Source organism: Paenibacillus sp. 79R4 (assembly GCF_013393165.1).
Lineage (GTDB): Bacteria > Bacillota > Bacilli > Paenibacillales > Paenibacillaceae > Fontibacillus.
Map to the genome: position 1 here is coordinate 216,144 of NZ_QJOT01000002.1, position 15,561 is coordinate 231,704.

The 15,561-nt window shown below is 47.9% G+C and carries 11 protein-coding genes and 1 riboswitch; of the genes, 10 read left to right on the forward strand and 1 reads right to left on the reverse strand.

Going from position 1 to position 15,561, the window contains the following annotated elements:
• Nucleotides 1-5 precede the first annotated feature (5 nt).
• Complete coding sequence (locus DMN77_RS02975; RefSeq protein ID WP_179013438.1) at nt 6-326, reverse strand: hypothetical protein; 321 nt, start codon at nt 324-326, stop codon at nt 6-8.
• Between the two features lie 150 nt (nt 327-476).
• On the opposite strand from DMN77_RS02975, the gene DMN77_RS02980 reads away from it, so the two are divergent.
• From DMN77_RS02980 to DMN77_RS03025, 10 genes are all read left to right on the forward strand, one after another.
• Entirely contained in the window at nt 477-1,601 is a 1,125-nt protein-coding gene (locus DMN77_RS02980) for a glycoside hydrolase family 88 protein (protein WP_068780876.1), read from the forward strand.
• Entirely contained in the window at nt 1,591-3,765 is a 2,175-nt protein-coding gene (locus DMN77_RS02985) for an alginate lyase family protein (protein ID WP_179013440.1), read from the forward strand. The genes DMN77_RS02980 and DMN77_RS02985 overlap by 11 nt, the downstream gene beginning before the upstream one ends.
• Before the next feature lie 81 nt (nt 3,766-3,846).
• Nucleotides 3,847-5,562, forward strand: a complete 1,716-nt coding sequence (locus tag DMN77_RS02990) for a cache domain-containing sensor histidine kinase (RefSeq protein ID WP_068780878.1) — start codon at nt 3,847-3,849, stop codon at nt 5,560-5,562.
• A complete protein-coding gene (locus DMN77_RS02995) occupies nt 5,562-7,148 on the forward strand; it encodes a response regulator transcription factor (RefSeq protein ID WP_068780879.1) in 1,587 nt (528 codons plus the stop codon). The genes DMN77_RS02990 and DMN77_RS02995 overlap by 1 nt, the downstream gene beginning before the upstream one ends.
• A gap of 200 nt (nt 7,149-7,348) precedes the next feature.
• Nucleotides 7,349-8,281, forward strand: coding sequence for a carbohydrate ABC transporter permease (locus DMN77_RS03000; RefSeq protein WP_068780880.1), 933 nt, complete (start codon nt 7,349-7,351; stop codon nt 8,279-8,281).
• A gap of 12 nt (nt 8,282-8,293) precedes the next feature.
• Nucleotides 8,294-9,130 (forward strand): carbohydrate ABC transporter permease, encoded by an 837-nt coding sequence (locus tag DMN77_RS03005; protein ID WP_068780881.1) that lies wholly within the window; start codon nt 8,294-8,296, stop codon nt 9,128-9,130.
• Nucleotides 9,131-9,286: 156 nt separating this feature from the next.
• The gene (locus tag DMN77_RS03010; protein ID WP_068780882.1) at nt 9,287-10,675 is read left to right on the forward strand and encodes an ABC transporter substrate-binding protein; all 1,389 of its coding nucleotides are present in this window, start codon (nt 9,287-9,289) and stop codon (nt 10,673-10,675) included.
• Between the two features lie 148 nt (nt 10,676-10,823).
• Nucleotides 10,824-13,184, forward strand: a complete 2,361-nt coding sequence (locus DMN77_RS03015) for a glycoside hydrolase family 95 protein (RefSeq protein WP_179013442.1) — start codon at nt 10,824-10,826, stop codon at nt 13,182-13,184.
• Nucleotides 13,185-13,206: 22 nt separating this feature from the next.
• Complete coding sequence (locus DMN77_RS03020; protein WP_179013443.1) at nt 13,207-14,466, forward strand: alpha-L-fucosidase; 1,260 nt, start codon at nt 13,207-13,209, stop codon at nt 14,464-14,466.
• A gap of 157 nt (nt 14,467-14,623) precedes the next feature.
• Complete coding sequence (locus tag DMN77_RS03025) at nt 14,624-14,962, forward strand: thioredoxin family protein (protein WP_179013445.1); 339 nt, start codon at nt 14,624-14,626, stop codon at nt 14,960-14,962.
• A gap of 128 nt (nt 14,963-15,090) precedes the next feature.
• A riboswitch (adenosylcobalamin (AdoCbl) riboswitch) is annotated at nt 15,091-15,245 on the forward strand.
• The last annotated feature ends 316 nt before the right edge of the window (nt 15,246-15,561 follow it).

Consider the following 15,561-nt stretch of genomic DNA (forward strand, 5'->3'; position numbering starts at 1 on the left):
GCAGCTCAGACTGTCGGCAAAGTCTTTGTCGGCAGTTTTTTTATAATTGTATCTATTAAAGGGGCCATTTCTAATGTCGATTTCCCGACTTGGAGACGCTCCTTTTTACCTTTTGACCACTTGATAAGTACGATTACGCAATTTTGTATTCCCGTAGCGTTGTCCTCTGGATCATCCCATTTAACTTTGCCCATCTTTATAACTTGTTTAAATACTTTTTTTAAAACAGAAAAAGTAAAAAGATTAACACCATCTCGTACATAAAAAGCAAGGCCCGGCACGGACCGTGTTATATGATAGATTCGAAGAATAACGGGGGATTTCACGGTATGGGGCTCCTTTTTTCAGTTATCAATGGTCTGTTTTCGATCAAAAGTCAAAATTGTTCACATAAGGTCAAAAATAGCCCCTACTAGGAAGGCACTGGACTTCTTATTATAGGCTTAAGACAACATGACTCGAAAGGAGCAAGTACGATGTGGAACAAGGCGATTGAAGATGCGGTAAGTAAGGTTAGGGCAAATATGGAGCGGTTCGGAACGAGATTCCCGCATATTAGTACGGACGGCGTCTATCAGCTGAATGACAATGAGGATTGGACGAACGGATTCTGGAGCGGGATGCTGTGGCTGTGCTATGAGTATACGGGAGATGAGGCCTTCCGCGAGAAGGCGATCGAGACGGTAAAAGATTTCCGCCGCCGCTTTGATGCGAAGATCGTGCTGGATCATCATGACATCGGCTTTTTGTATTCCCTATCCTCGAAGGCGCAATGGATTATTGAAAAGGATGAAAGCGCTCGCCAATTGACCCTGGAGGCAGCGGATCACCTCTTGAAGCGTTGGCGGCCAGCCGGAGGCGGCTACATCCAGGCGTGGGGACGCGAGGGCGATCCCAAAGAGGCCGGAAGGATTATCATTGATTGCCTGTTGAACCTGCCGCTGCTGTTCTGGGCAGAGCAGCAGACCGGCGATCCGAAGTATCGCGAGGTCGCGATTACGCAGGCTGAGAAGACGAGACGTTATATTGTGCGTGGAGACGATAGCTCCTATCATACTTTCTTCTTCGATCCTAGCACGGGCGAACCGATCGGCGGAGCTACGCATCAAGGCTATACAAACGGTTCAACCTGGACACGCGGCCAGGCATGGGGGGTATACGGATTTGCCCTAGCTTATCGTTACACAGGCGATCCTATATTCCTGGAGACTTCAAGAAGAATGGCGCGCTATTTCCTCTCCCATTTGCCTGAGGATCATGTAGCTTATTGGGACTTTAATGCGCCGATAGACAAAGACACCTACCGTGACAGCTCAGCTTCCGCTATCGTAGCGGCGGGTCTGCAGGAGCTGTTGGAGCATCTGGATGAGCAGGATCCGGATCGGGAGTACTTCAAGCAAGCCTTGACCGATTCCTTGACCTCCCTGGTAGAGAATTACTCCACGATAGGGGAGGAAGCGGAAGGACTGCTGAAGCGCGGTTCTTATTATGTACGTGGCGGACTGTCGCCGGATGATTATATGATCTGGGGCGATTACTACTATCTTGAAGCCTTAATGCGTCTGGAAAAAGGAATAAAGGGGTATTGGTATGAACGTTAACGGTACGGAAGCCAGTCATCAGGACAAAGTTTATTCGGTCTTTTCGCTGCTGCAGCTGGAGAAGCCTGAATTAGCGGATGTAGCTGCAGCGGTTAAGCAGGATCACTATGAAGAGGCGCTGCAAGCCTTGCATCGTTATTATCTGGAGCGTCATCTGCCAGGAAACCGAAGGTCCTGTGAGGAGACTGCTCAGATTACCGATTATGTCAAAGAGAACTGGGCGGATGAAGTGGCGATGGTGATGAAGACGGCCGATGAAGTCGTCAACCAGACATTTCTATTCCAATTCCCGTGGGATATGGAACGGACGCAGGTTCCGGTTACGTTTGATGGAGCCATGGATTGGAACTGCATTCCGGATGTCGATCCGGAATGGGCATATATGCTGAATCGGCATCGCTACTGGATCGCTCTCGGTCAGGCCTACGCCATGACCGGAGAGGATAAATATGCGGCGGCATTATGCCGCCTGCTTGAGGATTGGATCGATCGCAATCCGGTGCCGAGCGAGCCTACCCGCGATACGCTCAACTGGCGTACGATTGAAGCAGGTCTGCGCGGCAGCAACTGGATTAAGACGCTGCGTTATGTGTGGGATTCCCCGCTGTTCACGCCGGTCTTGCTGGCGAAAGTGCTGATCTCCTTATCCGAGCATGCCCGGTATTTGGCGGAGGCCTTTACAGGCTGGAAGCGAATCAGCAACTGGGGGGTGCTGGAGACGAACGGATTGTTCCCGATTGCCTTAACCTTCCCGGAGCTGAAAGGTTCCGAGCAGTGGCGCAGCCTGGCCGAAGAGCGCCTTGGAGAGACGGCACGCATTCAGGTGATGGCAGACGGAATTCATTGGGAGCAATCGCCAACCTATCATCATGAGGTGATGTGCTGCTATCTCGATTGTCTATATTTAGCCGAGCAGCATGGGATTAAGCTGGACGAGGATTTCCGCGGCAAAGTACACGAGATGGCTATGGCTTCCTTGTATTGGGCTAATCCCGGTCATAGGCAGCCTATGTTCGGCGACAGCGATGATAATGATGTTCGTTCCTTATTGACGTACGCGGCGGCGCTATTCAAGGATGGAACTTTACGTTTCGGCGCTGATCAGCAGATGGACTATGATAGTGCGTGGCTGCTGGGAATGGAAGCCATTAGAAACTATGAGAGCTTGAGTTCTGTGGAGCCTGCGGAAAGATCTCATGCTTTTATCCACTCCGGGCATTATGTAATGCGTTCAGGCTGGAACGAGCAGGATTTGTATATGTACTTCCACTGCGGGCCACAAGGCGGCGGACACGGACATGCGGATATGCTGCATATTGACCTGCACGCTTACGGGAAGGAATTTCTAACGGATCTCGGCAGATACAATTACAGTGACCATACACCGGTCCGGCAGGCATTAAAAGAAAGCGCAGCCCATAACACGACAACGGTGGATGACAGCGGATTTACAGAAATTGCTGACACCTGGATGTTTGATCGCATTGCCAGCCCGTTGGGCAGCAAATGGATCAGTCGTCCTGATTACGACTATGTAGAAGGCAGCCATGATGGATATTTGCGCTTGGACGATCCGGTGCTCGTGAATCGGAGAATTATTTTTATCAAGCCGCATTACTGGCTGCTCGTTGACCGCTTCCAAAGTAAGGGAGAACATCAGTACAAGCAGCATTTCCATTTCGGGTCGGGTGCAATCGGATTAGAGGAGAACTCACGAATCTGTCGTACGCAAAATGACGGAGAAGCGAACCTGCTCATCATCCCGATCCAGAGTGAAGGATTACATGCCGAAGTCTCCGAGAGCGTTATTTCTCGTGAGTATAATTTGCTGGAGTCTAGCCCTCAGCTGACTTATTCACGGAGTGGTAGCGGATTGACCACCATGATGCAATTGCTCTACCCGCTGCGTCCTGGTGAGTTGGCAGCCCCGCAAGTGAATAAGATCCCGGTATTCCGTCATACTGGTGAACAGGTCGAGGATGCCCAGGCTGAGGCATGTCGGATTGTCCATCCTGAATTAGGAACTGAGCATATCCTGGTGATCAGTCATAAGGTGCCAACAGGTCATTACGATTCCTATGTAGTGGATGGCGTACAGATTTTTGGAGAGATCGTGCTTATTGCGGGCTCAACGGACAAAAGGCAAATTACGGTTATAAATTAATGAATGCCTAAGGGATGACGAACTGATAAAATAGAGATGAGAGTTCAATTGAACTACCTACAGAGAGAGGCGCGGGAGTGCATGTTCAAATTAACATACTATAGACGAATTCAGCTGTCATTCCTGGTACTTATCTTCATCCCATTGATTGTCGTCTCGACCGTCTCATTTCTGTTAATTCGCGGTTCGATGGTCGAGAAGCTTCAGCTCAGCAATGAGAATTTTCTGAATGTAATGACCGACGAGATGAACAAGACAGTTGATGATGTCACGTTCGCATCCCATTTTATTGTAAACGATGCCAATGTACGAGCCAATTTAAAGTCTTTTGCCGATACGAAGCGAATCAATAATTACAATGATTATGTACTGTTTACACAAATTCAGGATTTGTTCAATCTAATCAACACAAAGCCGCTGAACAACAATATTCGCATGTATCTTGTGAACCGTCAGCATTTTGTTATTTCTTCCGGAACGGAGAACTTGACGGGGATGAATGCCAGTGTGACCCAGTTGATGAAGCGAGTGGATCTGAATGAACCTGAGAAGCTGCAGTGGCTTGGTATGGCTGACAGTGGTCTTGGCAACAGAAGCTACTATATTGCCAGGGTTATCTACGACAGTCGGGAGAAGCAGTATGTATCCGTTCTGCTCGTCTCGATTGCGGAATCCTATTTTAGCAAGTTATTAAGTCCTGTGGAGTTTGGCAAGGTCGCTGTATTTGATTCTTCGGGCGAATTGATTTCCGGAAATCCGGAATTGTCTCTAGAAGAGAATACGGAATCCGGCCACAATGTACGAACGTTCCGCGACATCTCTAAGTCAAGCTGGAAGCTTGTCTATGAGGCATCGGAGAAAGAATGGTCCGGTCAAATTTCACGTACGTTCTACACAGGATTGATCGTCGTTATTCTGCTGTTCCTTGTCTTCCTGATGACCTCCATGGTGATCGCCAAGCGGCTGCATAGTCCGATCCACAAGCTGCAGCGGGTTGTTCGTCAATTTGGTCTTGGCAATCTGGATGTGCGGCTGGATATTAAAGGCAGGGATGATATCGCCGAACTGGGCCGTACGCTGAACACCATGCTGGATCAACTGCAGCAGCTGATTCACGATATCGAGCAGGAGCAGGAGCAGAAGCGGGTCATGGAATTGGAAGCGCTGTTTATGCAGATTCGCCCTCATTTTCTGATCAATACGCTGAATTCAATCAAATGCAGTCTCATCCTACAGCAGGACAAGCTGCATAGCGGAATTATTGATTCCCTTATGAGCCTTCTGCGCGCTTATCTGAAAGTGAACGAACCGACGACTCTGGAGGAAGAATGCAAGCTGCTCGCTCACTATGTAGACATTATGAAGATACGCAGTGAGATCCCGTTGAAGCTTGAGATTGATCTGGAGCCGAAGACGAAAGAACTGATCGTACCCAAGCTTATTCTACAGCCGCTGGTCGAGAATGCGATCGTGCATGGATTTGTGGATCATCCGTCGCCAACGATTCGAGTTATCTCGAGGCAAGTCGCAGGCGGAATTAGGATTGAGATTGAGGATAATGGAAGCGGTATAGAAGAAGAGACGTTAGGAAGGCTTAACCGCAGACTCATGTTCAATGACGAAGAGGACGGTTCTTATCAGAGAGTCGGATTGATCAATGTCGTTCAGAGATTGAGATTGACCTTTGGAGAAGAAGCTGCAATGACGATCAGCAACCTCCAGCAGGGAGGTACTTCGGTTTCTCTGTATTTGCCTCTGGGGATACACCATGTTTTTCTATCTGGGGGGAATGAATAATGTATAGAGTCATGCTTATCGATGATGATGTTCCCATGCTTAAAGTGCTGCAGCAGATGATCGACTGGGAAGCGAACAATCTGCAAATTGTCGGGACGACCTATTCAAGCGTGAAGGCCATGCATATGTTTGAAGAGGTTCAGCCGGATATCGTAATTACAGATATAGGGCTGCCGCAGAAGAACGGAATTGAGCTGGCCGACAGCTTTACCTCGATCAAGCCGGATGTGCGGGTGATCTTCCTGACCTGTCATGAAGATTTCAACTATGCCCAGCAGGCAATCAAGCTGAAAGCGGATGACTATCTGATCAAGGATCAACTGACTGCGGAGCAGCTGCAGAAGAGCTTGGAGAAATCCGTCACGATTCTGAAGTCCAGAAGCGGTCTGGTTCGCTGGAAGACTTCTAATTACAACAGCCAGCTATTCCGTCAGGATTTACTGAAGAGGGTCATTGACCGGGCACCGTCCGAGATGACGATGGCGTATGCTTCGCAAATCGGAGTCTCCTGGAATTATCCGTGGTTCATGCTGGGTGTCGTGAATGTACAATTTTCCAGCTTTGATAAACGATACAAGCAGAATGAATATCAGCTCATTTTGTACGCGATATACAATATTGCGCTGGAGCTGTCCGAATCCTTTGAAGGAATTACACCGATTCTGGAAAAAGACCACATCGCGATTTTGTACAATTTCCGCATAAATCTGGCTCAGAATGCGACACAGCATTTTAGCAATTTCCTGCAGCAGCTGCGTTCCAAGTGTGTAAACTATCTTAAAATTCAGCCCAGCATTGTATCGGTAACAGATAAAATGGAGCTGGATTCCGTCGGGCCAGCCTATCAGCAAATATTGCAAGGTAAATTGGAATTTTATGAAACGGCCGATTACACGATTGCTGATCTTTCCCAGAGCGCTGTCCCGATCTTCCAGCAGGCCCCGCAAGGTTTCCTGAATAGCTGTGTATCGCAGCTGGAGCAGGCGGTCATCAAGCAAGATCTGGACGGTATCCACAGCATTCTGCTGGAGATCGCCAGAAATGCCCGGGAATCGATGATCGAACCGGGTGATTTTGCGAAGGAGCTTTCTTTTATGCTGCGGGGGATTGAACTGATGTTCTCTAACTTGAAGTTTGAAGAGGATCTGTTCAAATATTTAGCCTTATCTCGCACACTAAGCGATTCCATGGAGCTGATTGAGCGCAAGCTCGTCCAGATTACGGAGAGCAGGGACAAGCAGGGGAGCAATACGACTCAGGAGCCGAAGCTGCAGGTCATTCAGCAATATATTGAGCAGCATCTGGCGGATAATATCACTTCGATCGACATGGCGCGTTATCTATACTTGAATCCGAGCTACTTCTCCCGTTATTTCAAACGGATGACGGGGCTGACTTTTACCGATTATGTGCATCAGTACAAGATGAAGCTGGCGACTAAGATGCTGAAGATGTCCAATCAAAACCTGGAATCGATGGCGATCGGCCTGGGGTATTCGGACAGAACCTATTTCTCCAAAGTATTTAAGAAATACGTAGGCACAACGCCAAGCGAATATAAAGCCAAGCATACGGCGCGCAAATAATCATAGGGAGCAGAATAAGCGTGGTAAATTGTTCAACAATTTGCTGCGCTTTTTTGCATTTTAAAAAGACTTGTATTGCCATAAGTTCGGCGTTCGCTAGAAGTCAAAATCGTGCACACTCCTGGTCATAATCACTCCTTCTAGTTGCCTACGAATATATTACTATAAGGATAACTTATTAATTGTTGAGGTGATACAACGTGGAGGCAGTCAAACAACCCGTGCCGGACATCCAGAGAGAACCACGCAAGAAATTTTGGACTCCGCAGCGCAAGGAAGCATTGATCGGTTGGCTTTTCCTAACGCCTGAAATTGTAGGCATGCTGTTCCTTAATGTATTCGCACTTGGATTTTCCCTATATTTGAGCCTATCGAAATGGGATCTATTATCCGGGGTGAAGGGCATTGAATTTACCGGGTTCGATAACTATGTAAAAATGTTCCATGATCCGACGATTATCCAGGCTGTTAAGAACAATCTTATCTACATGATACTGACCGTGCCTATACCGATCGCAATCGCTTTGGTGCTGGCAGTGCTCATTCATAACAGCGTTTTCTTCAAGGATTATTTCAAGGTAGCATTCTTTATTCCTTACATATCGTCGATTATCGCGGTAGCGGCGGTATGGAGTGCATTGTTCCATCCATCTTTGGGTCCGATTAACCAGTTCCTGATGGATATCGGCATTTCCAATCCGCCTAAATGGCTGGTTGATCCGAAGACATCCTTATTGTCGATCGCTATTATCAGTTCTTGGGCGAGTCTCGGTTACACCATTATTATCTACATGGCGGGTCTAACGAACATCTCCAATGAAATATATGAAGCCGCGGATATCGACGGAGCAGGGCCTTTGAAGAAATTTTTCGCCATCACGGTACCGATGCTGCGTCCAACAACCTTCTTCCTATTGATTACGATGCTGATCGGCTCGTTCAAAGTGTTCGACGTCATCGCGTATCTGACCGAAGGGGGTCCAAACAACTCTTCCATGGTGCTGGTATACCGCATTTACGAGGAAGGCTTCAAATATCATAACATGGGCTACGCTTCCACCATTTCCTGGCTGCTGTTCGCCATTATCGGCATCATTACAGCACTGACCTGGAAAATGAGAAATGAAGACTAGGGGGAGTATCAAATGCAGCTAATTCGAAAAAACTTGTCAAAAGCGATAATCACCCTCTTCATGGGTGCTCTGTCCGTCGTATTTCTAATACCTCTCGTCTGGATGGTATCGGCAGCATTTAAGTATGAGAAAGATGTCATGCGCTTTCCGATTCAATGGATTCCCGAGAAGATCAATGTAGCGTATAACTTCAAGACCGTCTGGATGGGGAAGGTTCCCTTCTATGAATTTTATTTCAACTCATTCAAGATCGCTATTATTACCACTCTTATTACGTTAATTATCTCGTCGATGTCGGCTTACGCGTTGACGAAGATCAATTTTAAAGGACGGAATATTGTATTCCTGGGACTTTTGTCCTTCATGATCATTCCTGATCAAGCGACATTGATTCCGCGCTTCTTGCTGATTCGCTGGTTCGGGCTCTATAACACACATGCAGCGATTATATTTATGAGCATGTTCTCGATCTACTTTACATTCCTGTTGCGGCAATTTATGATTGGCGTCAGTGATGAGTTTATTGAAGCAGCAAGAATCGATGGCGCTGGCCATGTAAAAATCTTCACCTCTATTATGGTGCCGCTCTGTAAGCCGGTGTTGGCAACGGTAGCGATTATCAAGTTCATCTGGACCTGGAATGACTATCAGAATCCGCTCATCTTCTTGCTGGACAAGGATCTATATACCATTCCACTCGGAATGACCCTGTTCCGTGATGACTTCACCAATAACTACGCGATTATGATGACAGCAGCTGTATCGGCAATTATTCCACTGCTGATCGTGTTCATCGCTCTGCAGAAACAGGTTATTAACGGGATTGCGCTGGGTGGCGTTAAAGGCTGATCAGAGATCAGCCTTATCCATAAAGAAAGCGCTGTCGAAAAGTCAAAAATGTAATCCTATAACATCAAAATTTTGCACTTGGCCTTTGAGGCAACCGCCTATAATGGGACTTGTACAAGCACTACACTAAAAAATCTTCAGTGCGGGGGGAACAAGATGAAACACAAGAGTAAAAAAAGTTTTTCAATCATTCTCGGTACAGTTCTTGCCATCAGCTTGATGTTAAGCGGATGCGGAAAATCTGGCAACGGAAATGCAGCATCGGGCGCAAATAATTCCGGTAGTACTAAATCCGACAAACAGGTGACGATCAAGTATTACAACTGGGATAACGATGCACAAGCAGCCGGAACTGATGCAATGCTGAAAGAATTCATGGAACAGAATCCGGATATCAAGGTTGAGCATGTCGTTCTTGTACCTGGTGATTCTGTAGAGATGGAGAAGAAGCTCGACTTCCTGATCTCCTCTGGAGAATCGATTGACGTTGTACAATTGGCAAGCTTGGGTTCTGCTATTGAACGGGCAGGCCGCGGAGCGTTCGCACCTTTGAATGAGTTCTATGAAAAAGAAGGCGTTAAACCTGAAGATGAATACTGGGTTAATGCCAAGGTTGACGGCAAGTACTATGGCATGCAATACACCAAGAGCATCAACTACATCATGATGAACAAGGATGCCTTGGACGAAGCGGGTCTTGAAGTTCCTAAATACGGCTGGACTTGGGATGACTTCCGTGAATACGCGAAGAAACTGACCAAAGGCGAAGGCGTTGATAAACGTTACGGTACTTACTTCCATACTTGGGAGCTCTACATGAATGCTCCTGCTCAGACGATGATGAAGGACCCATTCGTATATGATGACGGTACGACGATCCTGTCTGACCCATCGTATAAATATTTCTTCCAATTGCGTAAAGACATGGAGACGGTAGATAAGACAGCTAAGCCTTATTCTGACATTCTCGCAGCGAAGCTGAACTATCGCACCGAGTTCTTCAACGAAGAAGCGGCTATGATCCTGACTGGTAACTTTACGATTGCTGATCCAGGCAACACAGAGCAATATCCACATAACTTCAAGACGGCGTTTGCACCGGTACCAGTACCTCCTGCAGGAGCTGAGCCTAAAGGTTATGAAGGCAAATACTTCACAAGTGGTTCGCAAATTGTAATGGGTGCTACTTCCAAGCATAAAGAAGAATCTTATAAGCTGATGAGATTCATGACCACAGCAGATTCACCAAGCAGACAAGAATTCTCCGGCTACAAGAAAGCGAACAACGAAGAGCTGCTGACCAAGCTGGTTGCTGGTCATGAAGACATGTATGATATGGATTCCCTGAAATATTCTTTGTTCAGCGATGACATCAAGTTCCTTGACGCTGGTGCGAAAATGACCAAAGCTAATGCGGAAATTACTAAAGTTATCGATGATGGCTTCAGCAAGTTTATGCTTAGCAATGAGTCATTGGATGATGTACTGAAGTGGATGGTAGATGAAGCTACCAAGTACATTAACGAAAAAGGCTACGTTGAATAATACGAGTTTGGTTAGATAGTGAAGGTTTGATGATTAACATTTGACTTGCAAGGGCCGTCTCAATGATCTTTTGAACATGAGAGACGGCCCTTGTTATCTATTTAAACGGGAATATGCAGATTATTTGGGAGTAGATAGGGGTAGAACGATGACGAATTTGATGAACGAGCTTATAGAGAAGCAGCCTGCCCGGATCTGGACGGAGTCATTTCCAGTCGGTAACGGCAGGCTGGGAGCGATGATATTTGGCGGAGTGTCCTCCGAGCGGATCGGTCTGAATGAAGATTCTGTCTGGTACGGGGGACCCAAGCAATGCGACCATCCACAGGGCAAAATGAAGCTGGATGAGATTCGAGATCTGTTGCGCAGAGGCGAGGTTCAACAGGCTGAGAAGGAGATGCTTCTTCATTTCACGAATGTTCCGCAATATTTTGGTCCTTATCAGCCGCTGGGAGATTTGCTGCTTCAGTTCACTAACGTCAAGTCGGAAGCGGAGGATTACTGCAGGAGATTGGATCTGAGTACAGGGGTCGCTTCGATTAATTATGCAGCGGATGGAGTCCGCTATCATCGGGAAGTCTTTGCCAGTGCCGTTCATCAGGTAATCGTCGTTCGCATCACGGCATCAGAGCCAGGTGCTGTAAGCTTAACCGCACGCTTAAGTCGGCGTCCTTTTGATGGAGACTTGCTGCGGGAGAATGAGAATACCTTAATTATGGAGGGAATTTGTGGGTCTGATGGGGTTAAGTACGCAGCGGTATTAAGCGCTCAAACCACAGGCGGGGAGTGCCGGGTAATCGGTAATTACCTGGACATCCGGTCCGCTGATGAAGTAACGCTCTTACTCACGGCTCAGACCACGTTCCGCTGTGAGAATCCGCGCCAGGAAGCGCTCTGTCAGCTGGAAGCAGCAAGGGCATTCACGTACAGAACATTACTTGATTCGCACAGGGCCGATTACCGTATGTTGTTTGAGCGTGTTAGCCTTGAAGTTTATTCGGAGGATCCAGCAGGAGAAGCCGAAGTGATTGTAGAACCGTTAGGTACGAGCCGTGATGATGCAGAAACTTATCGTTCCACTTCTGAACGGCTGCAGTTTTATCGGCAAGGAGGCGAGGACCCACAGCTTGAAGCGCTATTCTACCAATATGGCCGCTATTTGCTCATATCAAGCTCCAGACCGGGCAGCTTGCCTGCGAATTTGCAAGGGATCTGGAATGATAGCTTCACTCCGCCGTGGGAGAGCGATTATCATCTGAACATTAACCTGCAAATGAATTATTGGATCGCCGAGACAGGTAATCTGCCAGAATGTCATGAGCCGTTATTCGATTTTATCGATCGACTGGTCATTAATGGACGAAAGACAGCGGCAACCTTATATGGGGCAAGGGGCTTCACAGCTCACTCCAGCTCGAATATCTGGGCGGAAAGCGGCTTGTTTGGCGCCTGGACGCCCGCGATCTTTTGGCCGACGGGCGGGGCCTGGCTGGCGCTGCATTTATGGGAGCATTATCGGTATAATTTGACAGAAGCCTTTTTGCGTGAACGGGCTTATCCGGTGTTGAAGGAAGCGTCGCTGTTCTTTCTTGATTTTCTGGTTTTTGATGAGAATGGCTATTTGGTTACATCCCCCTCGCTCTCACCAGAGAATAGCTATGTGAACGAGACGGGACAGGCAGGTGCGCTATGCTCCGGCCCATCTATGGACTCGCAGATCATTTATGCGGTATTTACTGCTTGTATTGAAGCGGCGGAAATTTTGGGGCTGGATGAGGAATGGATTGAGCGATGGACAGGAGCCCGGGCAAAGCTGCCAAAGCCTAAAGTGGGACGTCATGGTCAGATTATGGAATGGGCCGTCGACTATGAAGAACATGAACCGGGCCATCGTCATATTTCTCATTTATTTGCTCTGCATCCGGGGGAACAGATTGTTCCCTATAAAATGCCTGAGCTGGGGGCCGCCGCCAGAAGGACGCTGGAACGGCGGCTGCAGCATGGAGGGGGACACACGGGCTGGAGCCAGGCGTGGATCGCTAACTTCTGGGCCAGGCTTGGCGATGGGGACAAAGCGCATGGCAGCCTGCGCGAGCTGTTGGTCAAGGCAGTGCACCCGAATCTGTTTGGCGATCATCCTCCGTTCCAGATCGATGCTAACTTTGGTGGGGCTGCAGCTATTCAAGAGATGCTGCTGCAATCCCATGGCGGTGAGATCCGACTGCTGCCGGCACTTCCTGCGGCCTGGTCAAGCGGGTCAGTTGCAGGCTTGCGGGCCAGAGGCGGCTTTGTCATTAATATCCGCTGGCAGGCCGGGGAACTGGAAGCCGCAGAGATTTATTCAACAAGCACAAGGGACTGTACTTTGTATAGTAAAGAGCGGCTCGCCATATACGATGCTAAGCATGTTCCTGTAACGATGGCAAGCTTACACTTTGAGCAGGGTTATCGATATACATTTGCTGCGGAGCCTGGACATACCTACCTGATCGTACTTAATAAACAGTAATTTTATAAAGGAGTAAATAACTATGAATAATGAATTGAAGAAGCAGCCAACGGATTATGTTATGGCTCTGCCAACTCCGGAGCAGCTGGCCTGGCAGGATAAGGAGCTGGGCTTGTTTTGTCATTTTGGAATGAATACGTTCTGCGATCAAGAATGGGGAGAAGGCAATGATTCACCTGCTCTGTTCAATCCAACGGAACTGGATGCACGGCAGTGGGTTAGAACGGCAAAAGAGGCGGGATTTCGCTATTTTGTATTGACGGCGAAGCATCATGACGGGTTCTGCCTCTGGCCAACCTCGACAACCGATTATTCCGTCGCTTCCAGCCCGCGGAAAAATGGACAAGGCGACGTTGTAAGAGAATGTGCGAACGCCTGCCGTGAGGAAGGTGTCGGCTTTGGCATCTATGTCTCTCCTTGGGACAGACATGAGCCATGTTATTCAGATCCACAGAAATACGACGACTTCTATTGTCGTCAATTAGAGGAATTGCTAACGGGTTACGGGCCCCTGGTGGAAATCTGGTTCGATGGCGCTGGCTCCGAAGGCCGTGAATATGACTGGCGGCGGATTATCGGCCTTGTCAAGCAGCACCAGCCAGAGGCGATGATCTTCAATATGGGCGCTCCGACGATACGCTGGGTTGGTAATGAGGATGGACTGGCCCCTTACCCGTGCTGGAATACGGCAAAAACAGCGAAAGGAAGCATGTTCAGTGAAGCTTCCTTGCAGTGGCTGCCGGAGACTCCGGATTGGGTGCCGGCGGAATGCGATGTGCCGATCCGCAAGGATCACTGGTTCTGGCATCCGAATGATGAGAGCTCTTTATTGACCTTAGAGCAATTGATGGATATTTATTACCGTTCAGTGGGGCATGGCGCGACCCTTCTGCTTAACGTCTCTCCGGACGATCGCGGGCTGCTCCCCGAGATAGATGCGAAGCGTCTGCTGGAGCTCGGAGAGGAGATCAGACGTAGATTCAGCCATCCTCTGGCTGAGACGGGGGGCAGCGGTGAACTGCTGGAACTGGAGTTGGTCGAAGCCGCGTTGATTGATCACGTGGTGCTGATGGAAGATATAGCGTACGGGGAACGAGTGCGCCAATATGTTCTTGAAGTCCATGCGGATGGAGAATGGAAGGAGCTCGTTCATGGCAGCGCAATCGGCCACAAGAAAATCGATGTCTTGACACCCGTAAATGCAGATAAAATCCGGTTGCGGCTTACGGAATCTGTGGCTAACCCTATCATCCGCAAATTTGCTGTATACAGCTCGCAATAGTTCTAAATAAATTTGACGACGTATTACAAAAGCCTTCTTTTCCTGGTTGGGATAATTCCTGGTTGGGATAAGAAGGCCTTTGTAATTAGGATGGGTTATAATAATAAGCAGGACAACCTAAGGAGCAAGATATCGAGTGCAAGGAGAATAGAAAAGCATGAAGGAAATAGAGAATTTAAGCAATTATGCTGTAGTAGAAGCATTTATTAATGAGCATGAGTTAAGTTTCCTGTACGTGTCCAAGCCGGATTGCAGCGTGTGCCACGCTATTCTCCCCAAGCTGAGAGCATTATTGGAGCATTTTCCGCAAATGAAGTTAGGACAAGTCAATGCGCTGCAGGTAGAAGAAGTCGCCGGGCATTTGTCGATCTTCACAGCTCCCACGCTGCTCCTATTTGTCAAAGGCAAGGCATATCTGAGAGAGGATCGTTTCGTCCGTTTTGCGGATTTAGAGGAGAAGCTGGCCAGAATATATGAATTCTACACTTCGGATTAACTCATCCGACTATATGTTCTCGGATTTGCCATTATCAGTCCGTGATATCAGGTCCATTTGTTCAGATTTATATTGCCAATGGTGTCGTTTGTGCTATAATGATGTCGAATGGGCAGCCATTCACGTCATGTACAATAGAAAAAGTTATAGACAATGGAAGTTTGGTGTAAATCCAACGCGGTCCCGCCACTGTGATAGACCGAATACGCGGTCTTAAGTCAGGTCTTTTGTCTATGAACTTTGCCAAGACCGGTCATTTCGAGGCGAAAGTGGCTGGTTTACAAGTCTAGTGATGTTCACGCCTCGCTAGGCTTTTTTAATTTGCAGCAGGCTCCGACAATGTCGTCGGTACAGCCGGGTGTTCGCCGCCGAACATATACAATGATGTATTTCAACCCAACCGGGAAATTCTTCAGGGCTGAAGAAACCGTGCACAATGGAGTGCATATCCCTTTTTTTATGTTCATAGCCGTTTATGTGTCTGATCTAAGGACAAGTTCCGGAAGCGGTTGACGCAGATCGGAATAACGGTGTACAGTATAAATGGAAAATTAAATGATAAGAAGCTGCACAATGGCGTGCGCTTATGATAACAAGCA

Bases quoted from the DNA above. Each gene is read 5' to 3' on its own strand.
- DMN77_RS03005 (WP_068780881.1), top strand. From the start codon at position 8,294: ATGCAGCTAATTCGAAAAAACTTGTCAAAAGCGATAATCACCCTCTTC.
- DMN77_RS03010 (WP_068780882.1), top strand. From the start codon at position 9,287: ATGAAACACAAGAGTAAAAAAAGTTTTTCAATCATTCTCGGTACAGTT.
- DMN77_RS02990 (WP_068780878.1), top strand. From the start codon at position 3,847: ATGTTCAAATTAACATACTATAGACGAATTCAGCTGTCATTCCTGGTA.
- DMN77_RS02985 (WP_179013440.1), top strand. From the start codon at position 1,591: ATGAACGTTAACGGTACGGAAGCCAGTCATCAGGACAAAGTTTATTCG.
- DMN77_RS03025 (WP_179013445.1), top strand. From the start codon at position 14,624: ATGAAGGAAATAGAGAATTTAAGCAATTATGCTGTAGTAGAAGCATTT.
- DMN77_RS02995 (WP_068780879.1), top strand. From the start codon at position 5,562: ATGTATAGAGTCATGCTTATCGATGATGATGTTCCCATGCTTAAAGTG.
- DMN77_RS03015 (WP_179013442.1), top strand. From the start codon at position 10,824: ATGACGAATTTGATGAACGAGCTTATAGAGAAGCAGCCTGCCCGGATC.
- DMN77_RS03020 (WP_179013443.1), top strand. From the start codon at position 13,207: ATGAATAATGAATTGAAGAAGCAGCCAACGGATTATGTTATGGCTCTG.
- DMN77_RS02980 (WP_068780876.1), top strand. From the start codon at position 477: ATGTGGAACAAGGCGATTGAAGATGCGGTAAGTAAGGTTAGGGCAAAT.